Origin of the sequence: Alteromonas sp. CH_MED4-4, assembly GCF_037029575.1 — a bacterium.
GTDB lineage: Bacteria > Pseudomonadota > Gammaproteobacteria > Enterobacterales > Alteromonadaceae > Alteromonas > Alteromonas macleodii.
Window position 1 is genome coordinate 1 of sequence record NZ_JAYMEU010000011.1, and the last position, 25456, is coordinate 25456.

20 protein-coding genes and 1 riboswitch are annotated in these 25456 nt (G+C 45.3%); of the genes, 9 read left to right on the forward strand and 11 right to left on the reverse strand.

What is annotated here, in order from left to right; translation table 11 throughout:
- Positions 1-429: 429 nt before the first annotated feature.
- From WA381_RS09430 to WA381_RS09440, 3 genes are all read left to right on the forward strand, one after another.
- Positions 430-975, forward strand: a complete 546-nt coding sequence (locus WA381_RS09430; protein ID WP_061439552.1) for an NUDIX hydrolase — start codon at positions 430-432, stop codon at positions 973-975.
- A 65-nt stretch (positions 976-1040) separates the two neighbouring features.
- Complete coding sequence (locus WA381_RS09435; RefSeq protein ID WP_061439547.1) at positions 1041-1808, forward strand: class II aldolase/adducin family protein; 768 nt, start codon at positions 1041-1043, stop codon at positions 1806-1808.
- 55 nt (positions 1809-1863) lie between these two features.
- The gene (locus WA381_RS09440) at positions 1864-3048 is read left to right on the forward strand and encodes a mandelate racemase/muconate lactonizing enzyme family protein (protein WP_061439545.1); all 1185 of its coding nucleotides are present in this window, start codon (positions 1864-1866) and stop codon (positions 3046-3048) included.
- Between the two features lie 70 nt (positions 3049-3118).
- Here the strand turns inward: WA381_RS09440 and WA381_RS09445 are convergent, their stop codons facing one another.
- Positions 3119-3994, reverse strand: a complete 876-nt coding sequence (locus tag WA381_RS09445; RefSeq protein WP_061439543.1) for an amidohydrolase family protein — start codon at positions 3992-3994, stop codon at positions 3119-3121.
- Positions 3995-4066: 72 nt separating this feature from the next.
- The gene (locus WA381_RS09450; RefSeq protein WP_061439541.1) at positions 4067-4858 is read right to left on the reverse strand and encodes an SDR family NAD(P)-dependent oxidoreductase; all 792 of its coding nucleotides are present in this window, start codon (positions 4856-4858) and stop codon (positions 4067-4069) included.
- Between the two features lie 348 nt (positions 4859-5206).
- On the opposite strand from WA381_RS09450, the gene WA381_RS09455 reads away from it, so the two are divergent.
- A complete protein-coding gene (locus tag WA381_RS09455; protein ID WP_061439539.1) occupies positions 5207-6967 on the forward strand; it encodes an acyl-CoA dehydrogenase family protein in 1761 nt (586 codons plus the stop codon).
- A gap of 94 nt (positions 6968-7061) precedes the next feature.
- On the opposite strand, the gene WA381_RS09460 is transcribed toward WA381_RS09455, so the two are convergent.
- Together WA381_RS09460 and WA381_RS09465 are read right to left on the reverse strand one after the other, a co-directional pair.
- Complete coding sequence (locus WA381_RS09460) at positions 7062-7607, reverse strand: DUF3016 domain-containing protein (protein WP_014948252.1); 546 nt, start codon at positions 7605-7607, stop codon at positions 7062-7064.
- A gap of 123 nt (positions 7608-7730) precedes the next feature.
- Entirely contained in the window at positions 7731-8102 is a 372-nt protein-coding gene (locus tag WA381_RS09465) for a hypothetical protein (RefSeq protein ID WP_039231779.1), read from the reverse strand.
- A 480-nt stretch (positions 8103-8582) separates the two neighbouring features.
- On the opposite strand from WA381_RS09465, the gene ccoG reads away from it, so the two are divergent.
- The 5 genes from ccoG to WA381_RS09490 all read left to right on the forward strand — a co-directional run bounded on the left by ccoG (position 8583) and on the right by WA381_RS09490 (position 14993).
- On the forward strand, positions 8583-10013 hold the full coding sequence (ccoG, locus tag WA381_RS09470) for a cytochrome c oxidase accessory protein CcoG (RefSeq protein WP_014975671.1): 1431 nt from the start codon (positions 8583-8585) through the stop codon (positions 10011-10013).
- On the forward strand, positions 10010-10993 hold the full coding sequence (locus WA381_RS09475) for a serine/threonine protein kinase (RefSeq protein ID WP_061439538.1): 984 nt from the start codon (positions 10010-10012) through the stop codon (positions 10991-10993). Before ccoG ends, WA381_RS09475 begins: the two co-directional genes overlap by 4 nt.
- 119 nt (positions 10994-11112) lie before the next feature.
- A riboswitch (cobalamin riboswitch) is annotated at positions 11113-11364 on the forward strand.
- 89 nt (positions 11365-11453) lie between these two features.
- Positions 11454-13376, forward strand: a complete 1923-nt coding sequence (locus WA381_RS09480; RefSeq protein ID WP_216600737.1) for a TonB-dependent receptor plug domain-containing protein — start codon at positions 11454-11456, stop codon at positions 13374-13376.
- A 308-nt stretch (positions 13377-13684) separates the two neighbouring features.
- Complete coding sequence (locus WA381_RS09485; RefSeq protein WP_014948248.1) at positions 13685-14317, forward strand: thiol:disulfide interchange protein DsbA/DsbL; 633 nt, start codon at positions 13685-13687, stop codon at positions 14315-14317.
- Positions 14318-14402: 85 nt separating this feature from the next.
- Positions 14403-14993 (forward strand): HD domain-containing protein, encoded by a 591-nt coding sequence (locus tag WA381_RS09490; RefSeq protein WP_014948247.1) that lies wholly within the window; start codon positions 14403-14405, stop codon positions 14991-14993.
- Positions 14994-15051: 58 nt separating this feature from the next.
- On the opposite strand, the gene WA381_RS09495 is transcribed toward WA381_RS09490, so the two are convergent.
- The 7 genes from WA381_RS09495 to WA381_RS09525 all read right to left on the reverse strand — a co-directional run bounded on the left by WA381_RS09495 (position 15052) and on the right by WA381_RS09525 (position 25368).
- Entirely contained in the window at positions 15052-16272 is a 1221-nt protein-coding gene (locus WA381_RS09495; RefSeq protein ID WP_061439534.1) for an alginate export family protein, read from the reverse strand.
- 392 nt (positions 16273-16664) lie between these two features.
- Complete coding sequence (locus WA381_RS09500) at positions 16665-17567, reverse strand: ABC transporter ATP-binding protein (protein WP_061439531.1); 903 nt, start codon at positions 17565-17567, stop codon at positions 16665-16667.
- A gap of 16 nt (positions 17568-17583) precedes the next feature.
- Entirely contained in the window at positions 17584-18579 is a 996-nt protein-coding gene (locus WA381_RS09505; protein WP_061439529.1) for an ABC transporter permease, read from the reverse strand.
- 88 nt (positions 18580-18667) lie between these two features.
- Positions 18668-20077 (reverse strand): CmpA/NrtA family ABC transporter substrate-binding protein, encoded by a 1410-nt coding sequence (locus tag WA381_RS09510; RefSeq protein WP_061439524.1) that lies wholly within the window; start codon positions 20075-20077, stop codon positions 18668-18670.
- A 571-nt stretch (positions 20078-20648) separates the two neighbouring features.
- The gene (locus WA381_RS09515; protein ID WP_061439522.1) at positions 20649-21965 is read right to left on the reverse strand and encodes a methyl-accepting chemotaxis protein; all 1317 of its coding nucleotides are present in this window, start codon (positions 21963-21965) and stop codon (positions 20649-20651) included.
- 282 nt (positions 21966-22247) lie between these two features.
- Positions 22248-23846 (reverse strand): GGDEF domain-containing protein, encoded by a 1599-nt coding sequence (locus WA381_RS09520; protein WP_061439521.1) that lies wholly within the window; start codon positions 23844-23846, stop codon positions 22248-22250.
- A gap of 4 nt (positions 23847-23850) precedes the next feature.
- A complete protein-coding gene (locus tag WA381_RS09525; RefSeq protein WP_061439519.1) occupies positions 23851-25368 on the reverse strand; it encodes a bifunctional metallophosphatase/5'-nucleotidase in 1518 nt (505 codons plus the stop codon).
- Positions 25369-25456 lie beyond the last annotated feature (88 nt).

Here is a 25456-nt window from a genome sequence, read left to right on the forward strand (position 1 = left end):
CTTGATAGTGATTTGAACAACCCTATCTTGGCTCATTTGAAGCCTTTATGGGAGGAGAGGGTCCATACCATTAATCCGCATAGATCATTGCCCTCTCAGAAGGCGCTGGCAAGTTTCCTAGCGAAGCGTGGGAAGGCAGGAATGGTGTTCCCTTTCAAATTCCCAGAATGAAGCTAGGAAGCATGCCAGACCTTCCCGAAGGGCGAGTTTAAAATGTCCGTACTCTTTGTTGTGTCACCTTGATGTAGAGCCACTACACCTGCGGTAACACGCCGCGATTCCGAACATTTTAAATCTCGCTGAGTGGGTAATGATCTACGCGGACTGGTATTAGTTGTGTTATTTTTATTTTTGCGTAGAGTCTGTCATTTAATATTGATTATTTTTAAAACAATCACAAACAGCTTCTAGAGTATTTTACCCAAATCGATGGTCATCTTATTTCGCTTATCAGCTATATTCGCTGTTTTAACGCTTTTCGCATGTTCACAGTCTTCACCCAACGCGCCGGTTTGTCGCGTTTCCGATAGGCTTTTATCTCAACAAAACCAAGTCGGAGAAAACAGTCCAGCCCCTTTGATTGCTGCCGCGTGCCTAGTCAAAACAAATAATAAGGTACTGTTAGTAGAACACCGTCTTTCAGGTAAATTGGATTTTCCTGGTGGAGGGGTGCTTGAAAATGAATCGGTCGCCTGTACTGCACACAGAGAAACGTGGGAAGAAACTGGGTTCAATGTTGAAGTTACCCAATATTTATCCACCACACCTAATGGATTGGCTATATTTGGTTGTGATTTAGATGCCGGTGTTGAGACCCTTCCAGACGCCTTCGATGCGCCTCCTTGGGCCAAATTAGAGATAAAAAAACTCGTAAAAGCCGACCCCTTTACCCTTGACCACGACGCAATGCGTTTCGCTGACGATCTTATTCCCTTGCGCGATGGCTACACCCAATTCGATATAACGCAGCACTGACAAAGGATTGTTCATTGTTGCGGGTATTGGTAAATTGTCACCATGAAAAGAATAGGAGAAGTGGCTTGTTTTCACTGCCAACCTTAAGCCTTAAAGGCAAAGTATCTGAACAAGAATGGCAAACTCGTGTCGATTTAGCTGCGTGCTATCGGTTAGTGGCAGATATGCGATGGGGCGACCTTATTTACACGCATATCTCAGCTAAGGTACCGGGCACTGAGCATTACTTGGTTAACGCCTTTGGCCTGACGTTTGACGAGGTTACCGCCTCTAACCTGGTTAAGGTCGATTTAGAGGGTAACATCCTTGACGATACACCTTACGGCATAAACCCCGCTGGCTTCACCATTCACAGTGCTATCCACGAAGTGCGCCACGATGCCCAATGCGTTATTCACCTGCATACACTAGCCACAATCTCAGTCGCATCTGTCAAAGGCGGGCTTAAGCCCTGGAGCCAGTATTCCATGTTTTCGCTACCTTCACTTTCTTATCACAGCTACGAAGGTTTAGCCGTTGATGATAGAGAAAAGAAACGTTTGCAGGACGACCTTGGCGACACTAATCACATGCTTTTGCCTAATCACGGCGGTCTAACCCTTGGCCCCACCGTGGGCGACGCCTTTATGCGCTTTTACGATTTGCAGCGAGCGTGCGAAATTCAGCTTGCCCTGATGCAGTCTAATGAAGAGGTTATCGAGATACCGCAAAGCATTACCGATGGCATATACGCACAGGCTAATGTGGTTCACAGCGGCGAAACAGGCGGCCAAAAAGCATGGCCTGCCATGCTTCGCAAAGCTTACAAACTAGACCCGGGCTTCTGCGAATAATTTAGCTTAGCCAGCTAAACGCCAACTTATTTCAAACAGGAATTGTTTATACATTATGAAAGTCACCAAAGTAGAAATTTTTGATATCGAATGCCCTAAGCGCCCTCAGTGGAACCCGGTTTTCGTACGCGTTTACACCGACGAAGGTATTACCGGTGTGGGCGAAGCAGGACTGGCTTATGATTGGGGTCACAGCGCTGCTGCACACATGATTAAAGAAATTGCCGAAGCCATGCTGATTGGCTTTAATCCTTTTCACACTGAACTGCTGTGGTCGAGAATGCTGCGCGAAGGCTTTTGGGGATTAGGCGGCGGCCCGGTTATTTATGCTGCGATGAGCGCTATTGATACTGCACTTTGGGACATTAAAGGCAAAGCGCTTGGCTTACCGGTTTACGAATTACTGGGTGGCAAAACTAATGGCAAGCTCCGTAGCTACGCTAGCCAGCTACAGTTTGATTGGGACAAAGAAGTAACCAAGCTTAACGACCCCGCTGACTATGCTCGCGCCACTGAAAAAGCACTTAAAGATGGTTACGATGCGGTTAAAGTTGACCCCATCGTTTACGATAAAGACGGCAACACCCATTTCGACAGAACCAAACTATTCACTAAGCCCGAGCTTAAACTTTTCAAAGCCCGTCTTCAGGCGATTAGAGACACAATGGGCGAAGATGGCGACATCATCTTTGAATGTCACAGCTTATTAGGTGCATCAACGGCTATCCAGCTGGGTGACATCGTTGAAGAAATTGACTGTCTATATTACGAAGAGCCAGTGAATTACCTTAACTCGAAGCTTCACGACAAAGTAGCGAAGAACGTGAATGTGCCTATTGCGGGCGGTGAGCGCTTGTACCACCGCTGGGATGTGCGCCCTTACCTTGAAGACCAATCTATTGATGTACTTCAGCCTGACGTTGGCCTATGTGGTGGTTTCACCGAAGCGAAAAAGGTGTGTGACTATGCCGACATTTACGATGTACGTATTCAGGCTCACGTTTGCGGTGGCCCTGTTGCGACAGCGGCAAGCCTACATTTAGAAACGGCCATTCCAAACTTCTTAATTCACGAGCACCATACCTACGCTATTAAAGACTGGAACCGTGAACTTTGCATTCAAGATCCTCAGCCAGTAAACGGCTTTATTGAAGCGCCTGACACACCGGGAATTGGTATCGATCTAAACGATGAGGTGGTTTATCGCTCGCCGCACATAACGGTAACTGCGCTTAAATAAAACTAAAACTCAACGGGTTTATTGAAGGCAATAAACCCGAGGCTAGTTCAGCAGCTCAACTAAGCTAGCTTTATGCGATGTCGTACCATCGCTTCGCATTTTTGTACAGCAGCGCCGCTTTTTGAGTTACAGAAAGCGGCGTTGTCATATCAATGAACCCATGCCAAAGCGCGGCATACGGCATTCGCCACAGACACAGCGGGAAGTTGCTGGCAAACATCATGTGATCTGTGCCAACGGTGTCCAGCAAGGTTTCAAAAACATAAGACGCGCGCGGCCACAGCCAACGGCGATCTTGCATTTCTAATCCCGAGAACTTAAACACAACTTGCTGCGTTTCATTCAAGTCGCGAATATGCTGCCGCCATGTTTTAAACGCAAAGCTATTTACATCAATCGGCGCTATTGCGGCATGGTTTATAGCCACTTTTAGCGAGGGTGTTTGTTCTAGTACCGTTAGCAGCGCATGCACAGCATTGCTATCTGCAAGATTTAACTGCGCTTCAAAAGACAAGCCTTGCGACGCCATATGATGTAGCCCCCATTTAACTTTAGGGGTGCGTAAAAGTACTTTAGCATCGTCATCTAATATGTGACGAAGCCCACGTATTGAGTGGTACCGCTTTAGCTTGTCGATATGACTGCCAACATTACTTCCTGTTAAATCGATACACCCAACTGAACGGAATGGCAACGTACAATGACGCTCCAGGAACGCAATTTCACGCCAGGGTCTTTCGTTATCGTAACCCGCTTCAATGTGAACAAAACCGCCTAACTGCCCTAACGACGCGCGATAGAGCATGTGCTCTGTAGTATGTTTTGCAATCGCTTTTTTATCTGGCCAAAAAGGGGCATTGGCAGGCTTTAGCCAATCATAGTGCCCTTCGTTTAAGGCAAAGAAGTGAATATGAGGGTCTATCCAAGTGATTGAAGGCTTGCTCATCTTTGTTTATAAAACCTTGGTTTATTCTATTGCTGATAAGGCATTTCACGTTGCTTTTTTGTTCAGCTCTTTCTATTGTGCTGTGTAGCCCCCATCCACCGCATACAAGCTACCCGTGATGAACGATGCTTTGTTGCTGCATAGGAAATAAGTCAGTTCAGCTACGTCTTCGGGCTGGCCCAAACGTCCAATAGGTTGTGCAGCGGCTTCTTCAGCTACCACTTCATTTTTATCTGCCCCAGAACGTGCCACGTAATTATCAATCGCGTTATGAAATAGAGGTGTTTCGATGGTACCCGGGCAGACCGCGTTAACGCGAATATTATGGGGTGCGTAGTCAAGCGCGGTGGTTTTCGCCATAGACGCCAATGCACCTTTGCTGACCCCGTAGGCGAACGAATTGCGCTTTCCAATAAAGGACTGATCTGAGCCCATCACCACAATCGCGCCGCTGCCCTGCTCTTTCATGGTTGGCAGGCAAGACTTAATCGCGCCATACGCCCCTTTTACGTTCAAGTTTAGTACCTTATCAAGCAGCGCTTCATCAGTGTCTTCAATGGTTGCTGAAACATGTATACCGGCATTACACACCAATGCGTCTATGCGTTGATAAGAATTAATAACCTCATTCACCGCGGCTTCAATATTACGCACAACACTTACATCACACGGCTTCCAGATAGCATTAGGTAACGCTTGCTCAAAGTCTCTGATATCTAAATTAATGACTTGATAACCGTTTTGACTAAACAGCTTGCATACCGCAAAACCGATACCCAAGCTTCCCCCCGTTACAATGCAAACCGGGATCTGCGCATCATCACTGCTATGTTTAAGGTTTTTCTTCGCGCTTTCTGGATTCATGTTTTTATGTACCGTGTTGCTTGTGCGTATGTGAACGGGTTATTTCAATGTAGGCTAAGCATGCCAGTGAGAATTTGAATTGCAAGCGAGCTTACCACTTGAGTTCACTTTTCCATATTAACATCAATGCGTCAGACATCATCATCAGAGCCTGTGTGACCTTTGCTGCACATTTAAAGTCAACGAGTCTTGGTAAACCTATGTGTTTCTCTCATATCAGTCCGTATAGATCATTACCCACATCATCCAAATTTATTATTAACTTTCCTTTAACGGACTATTCGGATTACGCTTTTTGTGACTATAATAGACAAAATTAAAACACTTGTTTGAAAAAAGGAGTCATCCATGCCTCTGTACCACGCCCCTACGACTGATTTTCAGTTCTTGTTAAAAGACTGGCTTGGACTTGATGCTCACTACGAAAAGCTCGGTATCAGCGATTTTGATAGCGAACTTGCCAACGAAATTATTGCACAGGGTGCAAAGTTTGCTTTGGATGTGGTTGCCCCTCTTAACCGTGAAGGCGATGAAGAAGGCTGTACGCTAAAAGACGGCAGCATTACCACGCCTAAAGGCTTCGCTGATGCCTATCAGGAATATGTTGCTAACGGCTGGAATGCAATGCTAGGTACTGCCGAGTACGACGGGCAAGACTTGCCGTATACCATGGCTGTGCCTGTTCACGAAATGCTAAACGCGGCGAACTTAAGCTGGCGTTTAACCACCATGCTTACTGAAAGCGCAACACTTGCGGTTACTAAGCACGCCAGTAAAGAATTAAAAGATATCTACCTTGCTAAGCTAATCAGCGGTGAGTGGACAGGTACCATGAACCTGACCGAACCTCACGCAGGAACAGATTTGAGCTTGCTTAGTACCAAAGCTGAGCCACAAGGCGACGGCAGCTATAAAGTCACCGGTAATAAGATTTTTATTACCGCAGGTGATCACGATTGGAGTTCGAACGTTATTCACCTTGTTCTAGCTCGTCTACCTGACGCCCCTAAAGGCGTTAAGGGTATCAGCTTATTCTTAGTGCCCAAGTTCCTTCCAGATGCCAGCAATGAGCCTGGCGAGGCGAACAGCTTGTCAGTGGGAAGCATCGAACACAAAATGGGGATCAAAGCGAGCCCGACTTGTGTGATGAATTTTGACGGTGCAACGGGTTACCTTGTTGGTGAAGAAAACCAAGGCCTAGCATGTATGTTCACTATGATGAACGATGCACGCTTCCAAGTAGGTCTGCAAGGTTTAGGGGCGGCAGAAGCCTCTTACCAAGGCGCGCTGACTTATGCCCGCGAACGCGTTCAGTCTCGCGCACCTCAGGGAATTCAAAATCCAGAAGGCAAAGCAGACCCGATCGTCTTTCAACCTGACGTGGCGCGTATGTTACTTACGCAGAAATCACTGATTGAAGGCTGCCGTGCACTTTCACTTTTCTATGCCAAGTTTATGGACGTTGAGAAGCTTGGTGAAGGTCAAGAAAAAGAAGATGCCGACAAGATACTTCAGTTTTTAACCCCAATCTGCAAAGCTTTTATGACTGATATGGGCCTTGAGACCACCAGCCTAGGTGTACAAGTATTTGGTGGTCACGGCTTTATTCGTGAATGGGGTATGGAACAACTTATGCGCGACGTGCGCATTGCTATGTTATATGAAGGCACCAACGGTATTCAGGCGCTAGACCTTATTGGCCGTAAGCTTACCCGAGATGGCGGTCAAATGATGGAAGCGACCTATAATGCGTTTAACGCTTTGGTCAGCGACATTCAAGACAGTGAGGCGAAGGGTCTGGCTCAAGGAATTCTTGATGACTGGCGTGCATCTTCAGCCGATTGCTTAGGTATGGATGCCACCACCGCTGCAGCTGCTGCTTGTGATTACTTGGCATACAGCGCCTATTCCTTGATTGGTGTACTGTGGTACAGCATGGCCGACAAAGCGCAGGCATCAGGTAATGCGTTACTTGCAGCGTCTAAGATGAAGACACGTGACTTCTATATGGAACGTATCTTAGTACGTCGCGATGCGCACAAAGCCGCTTATAAAGCTGGCCCTGAAAGCACCCTTGCAATATCAGGTAATGAGTTTGATTATCTGTAGGCAGCTTATACTGCTATAGTCCGTGAAATATGGGCTATGAACGCAAAAAAGGTCACTATATGTGACCTTTTTTATTATGATTTGAACGAAACTATTAGTCGTTCGCTGCTACTTGGGTTGAAAAGGTATCTGAAAACCAATCGTTAAGCATCGCTTTTTCATAAGAAAGCGATTCCGTGCGATTGCGACGAATATTCGACTCCATAAAATCCATATCTTTAAGTTTCACATCTTCACCACTTAAAATGACCTGACCGTCGGCATTAGCCAACGAGTAGCTGAATGTCATTCTAGGAATATCAACGCGCTTAATGATACGGACGTCGCTACCGGCACCGTTACCGAAGCCGACAAACTGGCTTGGCCAAACCTGGCCAGCTAAATCAACATTTGTTACTGTCATTGACAGCACTTGCGACTCAGGTAAATCACTGGCCAAATCTACAATGTGTTCTTCAAGCTCTTGTAGCGTTCGTTCGCGGAACCGTTTACGAGATTCATTGGTTGGCCTTACATCGCTATAAGACTCAGGTTCTTCCCACGTTATCTTCACCTCAGCGGCTTGAGTGGGAGCAAAAACGGTAAGGAGTCCCACCGCTGTGGCGCAGCTTAAACAAGAAAAAGTACGTAATTTATTCACTTTTATGCTCCTAAATTCAGTCGTTTAAACTATGAGTTAGCAAGACATTTAGAGAAAGCTTAGCATGCAGCAATTGTAGGCTTTTATATCAGCTTTATATTTAACCAACCTTGTTAAAATTGGCTAGTCTCGCTTTGCTACTTGCATAACTGACGACTGTTTAATGATTAGGCATAGTTGAACGCGTTTAGTTCCCGTAAAGTTGGGGTTTATATCGTCCTTTTCACAATAGGTGTGATAAAAACGTTTAACGCTTGCGCTATCAGCGGTGATTTGCTGAACATATGTTTGCTGGTAAGGCTTTAGGGGACTTAGCTGGACATTAATTTTGTCTTGTAAACTACGTAGTTCCTCTCGCTCCGGTAAAGTTGCGATTGAAACTAGCCATTCAGAAAGCGAGTTCTGAATATCTTCAAAGAGATACTGAACAAAAGGGGACCGCAGCACAATTACCAAAACAATAATTTCAGCAGCGATGATAAAGAACCTTAACATGACTTCTCAGCTAACTTTGACAGACGTTTACTACAAATAGCGCCAATTATTTAGCACCTTTCTTACTATGTGCTCAACTACACTTTGCCAATTTACATTTTCACAATGCTCACTGTACACGATTCAAACGGTAATTGACTACATTATTATCGACGATAATAGGGTCATATCGGTTTACCTGTAAATACAGCAAACTATACTCATGTATAGTAGGTAAAGCCTAATCGTCGATGTTGGGCATCAAATGGCATCTGGCCGTCATATTAATCCTCATTATTCACGTAACTGTATTTAACTATTTACAAAGTTACATAGACTGAGGAAATCAAAACAAAAAACGACTTACGTTCTGAAGTTTCAGTATTGACTGAAACTTTAAAAAGATACACCATACGCCGCATTATTGATCTACATTAAACATGACGTTTTGAACGCAGTTATACTGCACAGGCAGTTCGTTACGTCACATAAGGTTAAGCTATGAATGAACAAATACCGGTAAAGACCGTTACACCGGTAAAAGTACATAAACCCAAAGGTGGACCTGAGGGTAAACGCCACGACTCTCGTAGCCGTATTTATGTGCGGGCTGTACAAGGCCCTCTAGAGACGTTTAGACGCATGTTTGGCCTTTTCTTTTTGGGCCTCTTTGCCATCATTCCATGGATTCAGTACAACGGGCATCAAGCCGTGCTACTCGATATTGGTGAGCAGCGATTTACTATATTCTCACTAACTTTATGGCCTCAAGATCTCACTTTACTGGCCTATATATTTATTGTTTCCGCCTTTGCGCTGTTCTTCGTCACCACTTTCGCTGGTCGAGTGTGGTGTGGATTTATGTGTCCTCAAACAACGTGGGTATACATTTATACGTGGTTCGAAGAGAAATTCGAAGGCCCGCGCAACAAGCGTATAGCGCTAGATGCACGCAAAATGGATGCAGATAAATTTTTGCGTAAAACAGCTAAGCACACCGCTTGGGTATTGGTAGCGCTGTTAACGGCTTTAACCTTCGTTGGCTACTTTACGCCAATTGATGAACTGTTTATCGATTTTGTAACATTTAACACCAGCTTCTGGGCAGGTTTATCGGTTATTTTCTTTGCCGTATGTACGTACGGAAACGCTGGCTACATGCGCGAAATCATGTGCACGCACATATGCCCGTATGCGCGTTTTCAGTCTGCCATGTTCGACAAAGACACGTTTACTGTATCGTACGATGCAAAGCGTGGAGAGCAACGCGGCCCGCGACCACGCAAACTTAGTCACGAGCAAGTAAAAGAAAAAGGGTTAGGCGACTGTATAGACTGCAACCTTTGTGTTCAGGTATGCCCAACCGGTATCGATATTCGAAATGGCTTACAATACGAATGCATCAACTGCGGCGCCTGTGTTGATGCCTGTAACGGTGTTATGGATAAAATGGGTTATCCTAAAGGCCTGATAAGCTTTACTTCTGAAGAAGAGCTAGCTGGCGGTAAGACTCACATTTTACGTCCAAAGTTAATTGGTTACTTTGTTGTTTTAGTGGTGATGATAGGCTTGCTGTTTGCCAATATTTGGATGCGCAGCCCCACCGAAGTTGACATTATCCGCGACAGAAACTCGCTATACCGCGAAACGAATGAAGGGCTAATTGAGAACGTCTATACAATAAAAGTACTTAACAAAACACAGCAAACCCAAACCTACTCTATTGCTGTAAAAGGTTTGCCTGACTACAAGTACATTGGTGAGCAAACTGTAACAGTTGAAGGCGGTGCGGTGTATAGCACGCCAATTTCAGTTGCAACTGACGCCTATAATCTGGAAGATACGGTTACCGATATTTTTATCAGTGTAACCACCACTATTGATGGGGAAACGGTTACTGTTGATGAGCCAACTAAGTTCCTTTATCGATGACAGATTTTTCATTCTCTGGGCTTAGCCCAGACACCATATTAGATGCCCTGGAAAGTCAGGGCATTTTTCTTCAAAGCGGTTTACTAGCACTAAATAGTTATGAAAACCGCGTCTATCAGTTTTTGGCTGAAGACGGTCAGCGCTATGTAGCAAAATTCTATCGCCCAGGTCGATGGACCGACGCTCAAATTCTTGAAGAACACGCGTTTGCTGCAGAGCTAATCGACAACGAAATTCCATTGGCTGCGCCCATTTCTCTCAATGGCAGCACGCTGCATCACCACACCGTGGCCGAAACTGACTATCGATTTGCGTTATTTCCTTCGGTAGGCGGCAGGCAATTCGAAAATGACAACCTTGATCAACTCGAATGGATGGGGCGTTTCATTGGCCGTATTCACCGCGTGGCCCATGCTAAAGGGTTTGCACATCGTCCCTCGATTGATATTGAAAGTTACCTCGATGAGCCGAAGCAGGTGCTTACGCAAAGCACACTGCTGCCAGAGCATTTAAAGACAGCATTTTTTGCCATACTTAACCCCGTTATTGATGCCACGAAAAAAGCGTATAAGCCAACATCAAGTATTCGGCTTCACGGTGATTGCCACCCGGGCAATATATTATGGCGCGATGGCCCTACTTTCGTTGATTTAGATGATTGCCGCATGGGCCCTGCTATCCAAGATTTGTGGATGATGCTAAGCGGCGACCGCCAACAACAGCTTTTGCAGATCGATACTTTGGTTGAAGCATACGAGGAGTTTCACCCGTTTGACACTGCACAGTTGCCACTTATTGAGCCCCTCCGCGCTATGCGAATGGTGCATTACATGGCATGGCTTTCACGACGCTGGGAAGACCCTGCTTTTCCGCGGGCATTTCCTTGGTTTGCTGAAGACAAATACTGGGAAGGCCAAATACTTGCTCTGAAAGAACAGCTATCGGCCCTTCAAGAGCCTCCCCTGAAATTAGGATATTGAGCCAGCCCCTTTACTGCTGAAAAAACGCTTTTTCGATGACAGTTGTCGATAATCTTATGGCGGTTACGAAAAAGCGTAAGGTATAAGAAACCGTATTCGCTATCACTTTTTAACTTAGATATAATCGACAGTGTGTAGGTGCTCTTGTCTAGCTCCATATTAACTACGGCGACAAGGGTTAAACGGGAAATCAGTGAAAAACTGATGCTGCCCCCGCAACGGTAAACTCAACGCGTTGTCGTTTTCTTTTCATACGCCACTGTCTTTTATGCGTTACGTATTAAACGCCATTAGATGGGAAGGCAAAAGAGCTATTACATTTTTAGTAATGGTGAGTAAGCCCGGATACCGGCCTGTACTTCATGGTGTCGTTTGCTTGCTCACATCCATAATTAAGCAATGCGTGCACTTTCCCTAATCATGTGCTCGGGTGGAGCGCATCAAAGACAACATAAAAACCATGCGTACACATTTTACTAAAGCAGCCCTTAGCGCTGCAGTTATTTCGTGCTTAAGCACACCTGCCTTTGCTCAAACTTCTGACCAAGATATTGAAACTTTAACAGTAACAGGCACGCGTTTGCCTATTTCGTTAACCAAACTTCCTGGTTCAGTATCGGTGCTAACTGAAAGCGACATTAAAGCTTCGGGCGCACTTCAACTTACCGATCTAATTCGCGGCCTACCTGGCGTTAGCTTGTCTCAGTCAGGCAGTCCTGGTGGCTTAACAGAGCTGCGCGTGCGCGGCGGTGAAACCAACCATCTACTTGTTTTAATTGATGGCGTTGTTGCCAACGACGTAGGCCAAGGAAGCCTAGTTGACCTTGCTCACTTAACTAGCGCAAACGTGGTGCGCATAGAACTTCTTCGAGGCCCGCAGAGCGCAAGATGGGGCAGCGGCGCTATCGGTGGTGTATTGAGCATTACTACGAAATCAGGCCAGTTTGCCGATAATGCGTCACACGTAGACTTCTCTGCTGGCGTTGGCACACAAGGTACGTTGCAGGGCAGCATGAACGCGCGCTCGCAAAGCGATAACGTAGGTATTTCTGCATACGCCAGCTACATACGTACCGACGGCGACAACGTATCTCGTGTTGGTAACGAAGATGATGGCTACGACAACATGACCGCTGGCATTAATATTAATTATGCCGCAACGTCGGAGCATACGTTAATAGCTAACCTTCGCACGGTTCAGTACGAGAATGATTACGACGGCACTGATTTTGTGACGACAGGCCTTCCTGCTGACTCAGATAACGTGACGGATGGTTCACAAATTAGTGCGAAATTAAGATGGGAATTTGCTCCGGAAAATACAGGTTATCGCTCAGCGCTAAGTGCGCATTATCGCAAAGATGATAATGATAACACTGAGTCAGGTGCAGACACTGGCGGAACCACTGGTGAGCGCATAGAGTTAAACTGGACAGGTTTCTATACCATGGATAACTGGGATTTTGCTGGCGGTGTTGAATACCTACAGCGCCTTTTTACCCAGCGCGGCCCAATTGCATTTGGCGATCCGAACCAGAAGCAGCACGACAATACTTATAGCGTATTTGCCGAGACAAATGGTCAGCTAACCGAGTCGCTAACCGCAACACTAAGCGCACGATTCGACAACAACAGTGAATTCGACAATGCCGTAAGTTATCGCGGTGGCCTTACCTGGCAGCTTAACGATTACTACGCTGTTTTTACCAGCTATGGTAAAGCTGTTAAAACACCCACCTTCACCGAGCGCTTTGGCTACTTCCCAGCAAGCTTCATCGGCAACCCAAACTTAGAACCTGAAACCAGTGAAGAATGGGAAATAGGCGTTAAGGCAAACTGGAAATCACTGTCTGCACAAATCAGCGCATACACTACCGACCTTGAAGATGAAATCAATGGCTTCGTATTTGTGTCAGATTTGGGTGCATATAGTGCCGATAATATCGACGGTGAAAGCTCGCGAGAAGGTATTGATCTAGAACTTAACTGGGACAGTGGCTATGGTGATTTTACCGCAGCGTATAGTTATCTAGATGCGGAACAAACCGACAATGGTATAACAACCACTGAACTGCGTCGTGCCCGTCACCAAGGCTCATTAACCTACAACACTGACTTTGGAACGGAGAAGTTCAGCTTCTACACCAAGCTAGCTTACACAGGGAGTCATTACGACACCTTCTTCCCTCCTTTCCCTGAACCGTCTCAGACTCTGGCGCTGTCAGCCTATACGCTTGCAACCGTTAATTTAGGCTATCAGATAGATAAGCAGTGGCAGGTCTCGTTGAAGGTCGACAATGTATTTGATACTGATTATGAAGACATTGTAGGTTATGCAGGCCAAGAGCGTCGCGCTCTACTTTCAGTTAACTACAGCATGTAAGTGATGTAACGTTAATGAACCTTCTGTTGAGCGTTGCTTAAAGGCAAAACTCAACGTGAAATCAACAAACAATAAAGGGCTATACATGGTTATAGCCCTTTTTCTTTGAGTTTCTGTTAGGACCTGATGATTCAGACTCTGTTCATCATGCGTATATAAAATACTGCATTTACCTAAACCTTGAGTCGCGTTTTTTAGTGAGCTTGTCGCGTACTAAGGCATTGAAGTAGAACAGGTCCTAGTTAAGCGAACAAGCCTGTGATAATCTCGGTATCGATAATAGTTTTTTGAACATAGGATTATATTCCATGAAAAAGTTTGCAGTAATGTTTGTCATGGCAATGCTTTTGCCACTAACAGCATGCGCTCAGGAGCCAGCGTCTAAATGGAAAGAAGGTACGCACTATACTGTGCTTGATAAAGAAGCCACAGATAAGCCTGTTATTACTGAGTACTTCTCATTTTGGTGCCCTCACTGCTTCCAGTTCGAACCAATTGTTGCGCAAATTAAAGAAAAGAAAAGCGACGGCACGAAATTCAATAAGGTGCACGTAAACTTTATGCGTTTTACTGGACCTGAAGTTCAAGACGATGCAACTAAAGCCATGCTAATTGCGCGCGCTATGAAGCAAGAAGACGCGATGAACGGCGCTATTTTTAACTATATCCACAAGCAACGTGCATCTATCACTGGCTTGAAAGACCTTCGCAATATCTTCGTTGTGAACGGAGTAGACGGTGAAGAGTTTGACAAAATGGCCAAAAGCTTCGGCGTAAATAGCATGGTGCGCAAGAATCAACAGCAAATTGATGAGTATCGTGAGCACTTAACTGGTGTGCCAAGCTTTATTATCAACGGTAAATATCAGCCTACTTTCACTGCTGACATGACCTTCGACGACATCGCTGACCTAATCGTGTGGCTATCTGAGCAAAAATAATTTGGTTAATAACCAATACACTCATTAGACCTTGAATAACTAAATGGGCGCTCAGGCGCCCATTTTTACGCCTTGGAGCATCCCAATGTATGCAGTAAGTGACTTTGCTGACTTTATCTGTGAACTTGACCAGCTAAAAGCAGTTAAGCGCCAGATCACCCTTCCCTGTGATAACTATCGACAGGAAAACTCCGCAGAGCACAGCTGGCATGTTGCATTAATGGCAAATATGCTAAGCGAATATGCGGCTAAACCCATAGATGTGACCCGCGTTATTCGCATGATCCTTATTCACGATATTGTGGAAATTGATGCTGGCGACATGTTTGCTTTCAATCATCAAACAGATCACGACGCACAAGCCGAGAAAGAAGTAGCTGCCGCTAAGCGCATTTTTGGTTTATTGCCGAGTCCACTTAGTAGTGAAATGCTCGATTTATGGCTTGAGTTTGAAGCAGCGGAAACCGCCGATGCAGAATTTGCAAAATCAATGGACCGCGTACTTCCCGTATTTCAAAATATGAAAGACAACGGAGGAAGCTGGAAGCGTCACGGTATTGCAAGGGAGAAAATTGAGAAGCGTAATGCTCACCTTAAATCTTGCGCACCGGCTTTATGGGACTACGTTATGCAGCAGCTTGATGTGGCCGTTGAAAAAGGCTGGCTAAGTCAGTAACGACTCAGCCAGACCTGTAGTATTAATTACAACATAACGTTGTAATAGTGTATTGCAATTAGAAGCGTGTACCAATCCACATCCAGAAGCGATTGGTATCCACCTTTATATCTCCCGCATCGTAAGTACCGTACTTAATGCCAAAATTGTACTTACCTGCAAACTTCTTCGTATACTGCACATTAATTTCGCTGCCTAAGTCGTCAGCACCGTTGCTGCTGTCGTCAGCGCTGAAATCGTGGTAAGCCAAAAGCCATTTACCACCGGCTAGCCCACCTGATAGAGATAACTTAAGATCTTTTAAGCCCTGTGCTGGCGTGCCCAAGAACTGATCAGTCCAACCGTTGAATTTGTGCAGCGTAGCTAGCGGCGTTGCAAAACCGTACAACCCATCGTCAGAACCTAGTATTTCGTAATCGACCTTAGCAGTCACACCAGAAAACGTGGCTGCGACATACGCATTTAAATACGAGGCGTCAAAGTCGCTGGCCGTTTCGCCCGCGCCAGCTTCGCTTGATTGCGTGGCAAACTCACCACCGTAAGCCCAACTCACGCTCTCACTTTTCGTCTTTCCATCGTAGCTCACGCCATACGTGTCCAACGCGTTATCCGTGTCGTTGTCCACCTCTAAAAGGTAAGCGTAGGCCACAAACTTGCCAATTTTAGATGTATAAGTCGCATGAAGAATATGATCTTTAGAATCTAAATCTGCCGCCTCAGCAAAAATACGGTTGCGTTTGTAAAGATAGCTATAAAATAGCGCTAGATTGTCGGTCGCCGCATATTTTGCGCTTACCGCATCAAAGGTCTGGCGGTCTTGTCGCCAGCCAACGTGGCCAACAAATCGATGGTCATCAAGTGTAATTACTTGGCGCCCTACTCTGGCGGTAAAGTTATCTGCCTTATACTGAATAAAAGCTTGATCAACTTCGGTGGTTTCAGGGTCGGCAATGACCGAGTACTCACCCACGTTAAAGCCAGTAGGCCCCACAGTAAACTCATCTTGCCCCAATACAATACGGCTATCTTCAACCTCGGCAGTAAACGAAAAGCCATTAACACTACCCGAGCTAAAGCCCAAACGGGTGCGCAAAGTCAGTGCACTTGCATCTTCTAATGCATTGTCTTGATCAACAGATTCATAACGTAAATTCAGGTCCGCCCATGCTTTTGAATCACTAAGGGCGGCGTGAATATCGGCAGCCATTACGCTGCCGCCTAGTACTGTCATAACAGATGCCGCCAGCATCTTGATGCCAAAGTTTTGTAACGTGTTCATGTGTATCCCCTATTGGTATTGATGAGGGCCTGCTGGCTTTTGCTGTACATTTTTTGCAGCGGTCTGTGTGCCATCTAGGCAAGGCGGATGTTTGACGGTTTAGTGGTTCTAAATCGAAAACATTCACGGCAGTATAGATGGCACACAGGCGCTGCCCGAAGGGGTCGTTATGGAAGCCTTTTACTCTTTGTCACAGTCCTTTAACTTAGCCCACTAGGCTTGCAGGACTGTTTCGCGATTAAAAGGCTTCCATTTAGACCAAAACTTGTACAACAAAGGCCAACAGGCCCAGAAGTCAAAACTTATCCAGCCAGCATTAGAATGCCGGTTGAAAAGTACTGGTTTTGGTTGGTGGCGGAAAAGGCTTCCGCCCTAGTCAGGTGCCGATAAAGCTAGGCGGCATCTGATTTCTTAGCGTCTTTTTTTTCAGATGACACCCCGCTGGGTTTTGCTTGTTGTTGCGATTGTTTGTTAGTAGTTGGCGCTTGGTTTGCGCGTGACGAAACGGTTTCAACCTTCTTTTGTTTGTCGTAAAGAAAGGTTAAGACTTCATGTCTGTAGTGGTTGTACTGCTTGTTATCTGCAAGTGCTAATCTATCTCGTGGACGCGGCAACGCAATATCTAGAATTTCGCCAATGGTGGCCGCTGGGCCGTTATTCATCATAACAATGCGGTCAGATAGCAATACTGCCTCATCCACATCGTGGGTAATCATAATAACCGTGTTGCCCAAGTCAGCGTGAATTTCCATGAGCGAGTCTTGAAGATGAGCGCGAGTTAGGGCGTCTAGCGCACCGAACGGTTCGTCCATTAGCAGCACTTTTGGTTCCATTGCCAATGCTCGCGCAATGCCTACTCGCTGTTTCATACCACCTGATATTTCACTGGGTAATTTATCAAGGGCGTGGGTCATGTGCACAAGCTCTAGGTTGTGCATGATCCAGTCACGCATCTCGGTTTTACTCTTGTCTCGCATGGTAGATTTCACGGCCAGTTCAACATTTTTGTATACCGTAAGCCAAGGTAATAAAGAGTGGTTTTGAAAGACTACAGCGCGCTCAGGTCCAGGCTGCTTCACTTCTGCGCCATCTAAAATTACGCCGCCCGTGGTAGCTTGATGTAGACCTGCGACGATATTCAACACCGTTGATTTACCGCAGCCCGAATGGCCAATTAACGACACAAATTCACCTTTACTGATTTTAAGATTCACATCTTGAAGCGCAGTAAATGGCCCCTTCGGTGTGGGGAAGTCGATACCCACCTGCTCTAACTCTAAGTGTTTAGTGTGCATAAAATTCTCCTCAAAATTAGCGTAGTACGCTCGACTTGTCCCAGCTTACAGCGCGCTGAATCGATAACATTAAGCGGTCTAGCACAAAGCCAATAGCGCCAATGGTGAGCACTGCTACCATGATTCTCGCTAGCGACTCCGAACTTCCGTTTTGGAATTCATCCCACACAAACTTTCCTAGGCCCGGGTTTTGGGCAAGCATTTCTGCCGCAATCAGTACCATCCAGCCAATACCAAGCGACAATCTAAGTCCTGTAAAAATCATGGGAATAGAAGATGGAAGTACTATTTTGGTGAGATGAGCAAAGGGCGTAAGACGCAATACTTTACTTACGTTGATTAGGTCTTTATCAATATTGGAAACGCCTACAGCGGTGTTAATAAGAGTTGGCCATAAACAACAAAGCGAAACCGTAAAGGCAGAGGTGACAAATGATTTAGAAAACGCCGGGTCATCGCTGACATAAAGGGCACTTACTACCATAGTCACCAGCGGCAGCCATGCCAATGGAGACACTGGCTTAAATAACTGGATAAGTGGATTTATTGCGGTGTAAGCAGATTTACTTAGACCACATAGTATACCCACGGGAACCGCCACGACTGATGCAATTAAGAATCCAACCATGACGGTGTAAAGGCTTGTCCATATCTGATCAAAAAACGTTGGCGCACCGGTGAATTCTCTAATTTTTGGCTGATAAGTAGGGTCCTGCGCTACACGCGCTGCATTTCTTGCTTCTTGACGTTGATAGAAAGCGTCCGCTTTTTCACGCTGTGTAATATGCTCGTCAATTAACGCACTGGCTTGCTCGAAAACTTGTGCAGGTCCTGGGAACTGCCCCAGCGACGTGTCGATACTTTTTGCTACACCATTCCAAATGGCCAAAAACATCAGCAAGCCGATAACAGGCAGCAGCAACGCAGGCGTGGATTGATATAAACGGCTCAACAAAGAGTTGGCGTTTGACGGCGACGATGGAAGGCGAAGAATGGTTGTCATCTTGCTCATTGCTTGCTCCTGACTCTTGATGTGCGCTTTTGCGCTGTTTATGCCCCGCCCTAGTTAGAACTGAAGGTAGGGCCATTAAATCAGACACTTACAGTACAGTGTCGCCCTTCAGACCAATCTTAAATTGCTCTAAGTAAGCGTTAGGCGTGCTTCCGTCAAACGTCACGCCATCAATGAATTCGCTCTGAGGCGGCTTGTAGCCCGTTTCCGTCCCAAACTCTGGAAAATCAGACGCCTTAGCTTTACCTTCGGCAATCAGTGCTTTAGCAGCCTGAGCATAAACCTCTGGTTTATAAACTTTTTTGGCTGTCTCTTTATACCAATCGTCAGACTTAGCCTCTGAAATTTGACCCCAGCGGCGCATTTGTGTGAGGTACCAAATAGCATCACTGTAGTATGGGTAAGTGGCGTTGTAGCGGAAGAACACGTTAAAATCAGGCACGTCGCGCTTGTCACCTTTCTCGTATTCGAAAGTGCCTGTCATGCTGTTAGCCAGTACGTCTTCATCTGCCCCTACGTAGTTACTTTTAGCAAGAATCTTTACCGCTTCAGGACGGTTCGCATTGTCGTTTTCATCCAGCCACATTGCCGCTCGAATTAGGGCTTTAACCACGCGAATGTGCGTATTTGGGTATTTGTCAGCCCAGCCCTGGCTTACGCCGAACACTTTTTCAGGGTTATTTTTCCAAATTTCGTAATCGGTGATCACAGGCACACCAATACCTTTGAATACTGCCTGTTGATTCCATGGCTCGCCTACGCAGTACCCATAGATGGTGCCGGCTTCCATCGTCGCTGGCATTTGCGGTGGGGGAGTGACTGACAACAGAGCCTGAGCGTCTATTTGGCCCGCGGTATCGCCTTTATGCGGCGCATAATATCCAGGGTGAATTCCACCTGCCGCAAGCCAATAGCGTAACTCGTAGTTGTGTGTAGAAACTGGAAATACCATTCCCATGTTGAACGGCTTTCCAGCATTGCGGTATTCATCAACCACTGGCTTTAAATAATCAGCTTTAATAGGATGAACTGGCTTGCCATTTTCGTGTGGAATATGGGCCTTCATTTTGTCCCAAATTTCATTAGAAACGGTAATTCCATTACCATTGAGGTCCATACTAAACGCTGTTACCACATGCGATTCCGTGCCGAAGCCAATGGTCGCACCAAGGGGTTGGCCAGCCAGCATATGAGCGCCATCTAGTTGGCCGTCGATTACGCGATCAAGCAGCACTTTCCAGTTAGCTTGCGCTTCCAATGTAACGTAGAGGCCCTCATCTTCAAAAAAGCCTTTTTCGTACGCCACAGCAAGCGGTGCCATATCAGTTAGCTTGATAAAACCAAACTTAAGTTCTTCCTTTTCAGGCCAGCCTACCGCTGGCTCTTGTGCTGCCACACTCGCAGAAAAACTTGCTACAGAGACGGCAAGTGCTGCACATACTCCAGCACTCGCCGTTCGAAAGCGTTTTAGCAGTGATGTTGTCTTTAACCCAGTCATACGTGTTCCTCGTAGCCAAAAAAAAACCCACCAGCGTACGACGTTTAACCGTCGAGCATGGTGGGCTTCGTTGCCGTGTTTGTAATATCGGAGTTCTTACAAACGCATCAAGTTGTTAATGGTAAGTCAGGAATTCCCGCTCACACACCTCATCTTTAAGGGAGGTTTATTAAAAGCTTTAGCTTATAAAACCATCTTTATTTTTTATTATTATGCACTTGCCATAAATGCCGGAGATGATGATGCTTCCTTACCGTTCTCCGCTGAATCCTATTTGTTTACCCTATGGTAAGTGTTGTGCATTCCACTCTGCCATCGCATTTGTGTTTGCACCCGTTGCATTGTACAGCAACGTTGCTGTTGCACGGATTATTTAGCACCCATCGTGCCAGAAATGTAAGCCATTAAAATTTATGAATATTTACACTATTGAGGTAAGAGAAAAGTGAGAATGAATTCGTTTTGGTGCACCAAAACAGGGGGGGTGTTCAACCTTGGTGCGCGAAAGCAGATACCAAGGTTGAACAAATATGGCCAATGACTGAGGCTGTCTGATTGTGTCGCTAATTTTCTAGAGGCGTTTAGTAAATTGCCCGATAGCGTTTACCACTTCATTGGCACCGCTTTGGATTTCGCTCATTGCTTTGCCTGACTGCGTTGAATACTCTAAGGCTTCGCGCGCTTTTTCCTGACCCGCTTCAATTAACTGAACTGCATTTTCTGTTAACTTTCTGTTTTCTACGACGACGTTTACGATTTCTTCAGTTGCGCTACTGGTTCGCGACGCTAGCTGCCTGACTTCATCGGCAACCACCGCGAAACCACGCCCTTGATCGCCTGCACGTGCAGCTTCAATAGCAGCGTTAAGCGCCAATAAATTAGTTTGATCGGCAATTCCGCTAATACTTTTAACCAAATCCGCAACTTTTTGGGATTGCTCATCTAGGTCCTTAATACCTTCACTCGCATTGCCCATCTGTTTCGTTAATTCGTTCATCGCCTTAACCGTAGAATCGAGCACTTGGTTACCCTTACATGCTTGCTCTCCAGTTTCTTGCGAAATGTTGAATGCAACGTTGGCGGCTTCAGAAATGGCGAATTCCCGCTTCATTTGCTCTGTAATTACCGTTGCGAATTTCACTACTTTATAAAGCTGACCATCTTCGTTTCTGATGGGGTTATATGACGCTTCTAGCCACACGTCATTCCCTCGGCTATCAATGCGTTTGTAGCGTCCAGATTCTAACTGTCCTTGCGCTAGCCCACGCCAAAAATGTTTATATTCTTCCGAGTTCGCCTCTTGCTCTGTGCAAAAGATCCTGTGATGCTTCCCAACTAGTTGCTCCAGCTTGTACCCCAAACCTTTCAAAAAGTTTTCGTTGGCTTTTATGATGGTGCCATCAAGGTTAAATTCAATAACAGCAGAAGAGCGATGAAGCGCGGCAATCATATCTCTAAGCTCATTACTGTAAGAAATATTGCGCGTTTGCTCTGCCATATAGAAAGAAATACACTTCACATTTCCATAGGCGTCGTCTATGGGCTGTATAATTCCTCTTACCCAAATCTCATGACCTTTTGCATTGTTGAATCTAACTGCGCCATGCCAATGACGATGATTTTTAATAGCGCCTAGCATATCTTGAACGTCCGATTTTTTGGGCGATTTCGGATCCATTAGGCTTTCAAGAGACTTCCCTTCTAGCTCTGAAATCTTAAATCCTGTTGCTTGAGTATATAGATCATTAATTGCACTTATACGTCCGTCTGCATTCAACTCAATGTACAACATTTCTTCACGAAGCTCTTCCTTAACCGTTTCATGTGCCGCCATTTCCTTTTCCAAACGTTGGTTTTCGGCTATCAACTCTTTATTTTTGAAAAACATCCTGCGCTCCTAATGAACTTCGTTTCACGCATTATTTATCAGCCGACTCAGCTCATAACGAAGCCACCCTGACAAAATAGGCACTGGCGTATCACACTGAAATACGGTTAGTTGTCTGAAACGATAAGCTAGTATTTATTGGTTTTGATTAAAGATAGCAGAGCAAGTGAAGTTTATTGATGTTTCACACAAATAAAACTAAATTTTTTGTTCAATAAAGATTAAAGATAGCCCAGTTTGGGCATTGACATAAACCCGCCTCTTTTTGCTATACCAAAATACTCATGGCAGCGATGAAAACACGCAGCGATTCCTTCCGCCCGTTTTGGCGTCGTACAACGCTTTATCAGCGGTATTCAGGATCGAAGTTAATGTCCAGTTGTGGTGATTAACGAAGTTGACCGTTGCAACGCCCAAACTTGCGGTAATTACGGGTGAAACTGTGCTCTTGCTGTGCTCTATCCCTAATGATTCTATCGCATCTCGAATCTCTTCAGCTTTCACCTTCGCGCCTTTCTCATCGATATTAGGCAAAATCGCTACGAACTCCTCACCACCGTATCGAGCACAAAAATCAGTATTACGGGTAATAACTTCATTAAGCCCAATAGCGACGGCTTTCAGGCATTCATCCCCTTTAGGGTGACCATAATTGTCATTGTAAAGTTTGAAACTATCGACATCCAAGATAATCACCGTCAACGGCCATTCATACCGTTTTGACATTGCTATTACCTTTTCCATTTCCATTTCAAACGCCCGTCGGTTTGGGATGTTAGTGAGCGGATCGCTAAGTGACAAACGAATCAATTCGGTTTCTTGGCTCTTCACTCTCTCAAAATACAGTGCAAAGGTTTTAGCCAGGCGAGATATCTCGTCACTGCCTTCGAAGCTTGCTACCTCGTCACTATTTTTTTCAACCAAATTGGTTAAAGCAATTAAACGCAGAATAATACGTTTGTAGATGTAGAAGATGATGGCGCAACAAATAATCATCACAATTAATGAGAGTGCCAATGACAGGGTTATTTGTTTGGACACGGCCTGGTTGGCAGACAATGCGTAAGAAGAGGTGTCTTTTGTGATTGAAGATGCCCTAAACTCAATATTTGACGCGACTTCTTCAGCCAAGTGCTCAACAAAACTGCCTCGCCCTCTTGAACGTCCACGAATACGCATGACATTAGCTTGTTTATCAATCATGCCCCATTTACCTAATACCCCCTCCTCTAGCGCTCTTACCAGTTCGCTGCTGCGCTTGTCTAGCGATGTCGCCTCACGCAAGGAAGCGATGCTTTCTTCAATACTGTCCTCTAACTTGCGTAACTCATGCAGTTGGAACTGCTGATTTATTTGGGCAATTTGTAATATCAGAGGAACCAGCGTTTGAGAAGATTGAATACCCACATACTGCGATTTATTGTCTTCGAAAATATTGTTCAAGTAAGTAAAGAGTACTTCCCTTTCCACCCGCACTTCTTTTTCAACATCAATTCGCTGACGCACTAATGCGTTTAGTTCTTCTATTTCTAATGTAAGTACATTCAGTTGCGTCGCTAAGTACTTGTCTCCCTGCTCAAGTTTCAAATTGGAGGAATCCAGGCGCTCTATCGTTTCATCTAACTGAGTTTTGACAATACGCCGAGACGATTGGCTCTCAGACGATGTTAATCGCGCAGTAAGTGAAATTAAGTGCTGAACTTCACGAGTAATTTCAGTAGCTTGGCTAAGAGTGGGGATAGAAGACGAGGTGATATCGTCAAGCACTGTTCGCACGTCATTTAAACGCAGCAGCGTCAAAACCAGTATTAAAAGAAAAAATCCCATCACACTGCATTGTGCAATGATAAACAGATACAAAATCTTTTTCTTATGCTGCATCTGATCACTCGCCTTTTGCCATATTTATTATGCGGTTATCAGTTTTAGGCTTTAAATCGTATTGATTGACGATGGCCTGCATAACAAGGTCTGATATTTGAGGGGGACGTGTGCTCGAGGCCGGACGCTTTTCGGTATTCTTTAACGCATAGAAACCGTCTCCGCCATTAGCCAGAAAGTTACTTGTAGCCAATGAATAGGTTTTCGACTTATCTATTCGCTTTCCATTAATCGTGACATTTTTTACTCGTTGAAGCACTTTCGCTGAAGGGTCGAAACTATAAGACATACCCGATACATGAGGAAAACCACCTTTTAAATTTTGATATTGCGAAAGCCCCTCTTCCAGAGCTTGAATTAACTGAGCGCCAGTTATATCCAAAGCCACAACATGCGCGCGAAACGGCATTTCGGTGACAATATCTTGCCGAGTAATTGGTGTACCTGCCGTATATTGTTTGTTGCCTCGGATACTGCCTCCGTTTATCAAGGCAATTTCAGTATTGGCATAGCGTTTAATGGTATCCGCGACAAAGTTTACAAAAGGATTCTCTTCACTTCTCACTTCTTTGCGCGCAGTCGAAACGGCAATCTTCCATTCGCCAATTTGGATATTTAACAACCGCTTTAGGCGCGCTTCATACTCAATGAGTTGCTCGTTTAACTCAGCATCAGCCTCTATATCTTCTAACGGCTGTTCTATATACGACGTTGCTTGCCACCCAGTATTTTTCACAAAACTAGCAACGACAGCGGTTCCCTGCTGTGTAAGTACCATACTATTAGGATGACGCGTAGTTTCGAGCATATTTTTCTCGTCCAAGCGACTGTCTGTTATAAAAGCGACATCAATAATGCGTTTGTTCAGCATGGTATTAATAAAAGGGAACGGGTAGGAATAGTGAAGCAAAATAATATCTGCGCCTTGCTGTCGCAATCTTTTAGACTCCTCCATGATGGCTTTTTGAGGAGGCGTTATAGCAATATCAGATAATTGGTACTCCTCTATCACTCTCTCATGTAAAACTGATATAACACCAAGTGTTAATTCTTCTTTTTCTACAATCACAGAAGTGTGCAGGCCATCTGGGGAACGCCCCACCCGGTTGTCTATTACGTTGCTGGCTACCAATGGAAAGGCTGCTTCATAAGAACGAAGAGATAATTCATCCTCATAGAAACTAAATTCTCTCTTTGTGACCCCCATCACATCTGGCTCAAGGGAATTGAGAATATCAATAATGTGGGAGCCACGGTCAAACGAGGATAGCGCGCTCGGCCCAATCGAGCCGCCGCCGAAAATGAAGAAGACGGTTTCACTAATTTGCCGCTGTTGTTTTACGAGGGTTTGAAGATTAGCGTAACGCCCTGTGCGTGCGTCGCTAATATTAGGCATATCTGCGGTTAGTACGAAAGTTACGCTAGAGGTTGTGACCTGTTCTCGATTTTCAGATACAGCATAACCTGCTCGAAATAAGAGCGACAGGCTAGCTAAAAATACGAGCCATTGCGTGATTCGCATAACACCACTTAAGGAAAACTTGTTAATACTATTAACAAGTATAGCAACGATTAAGTCAATGCGACGATTGGCTATTTTTCCTTAAAAA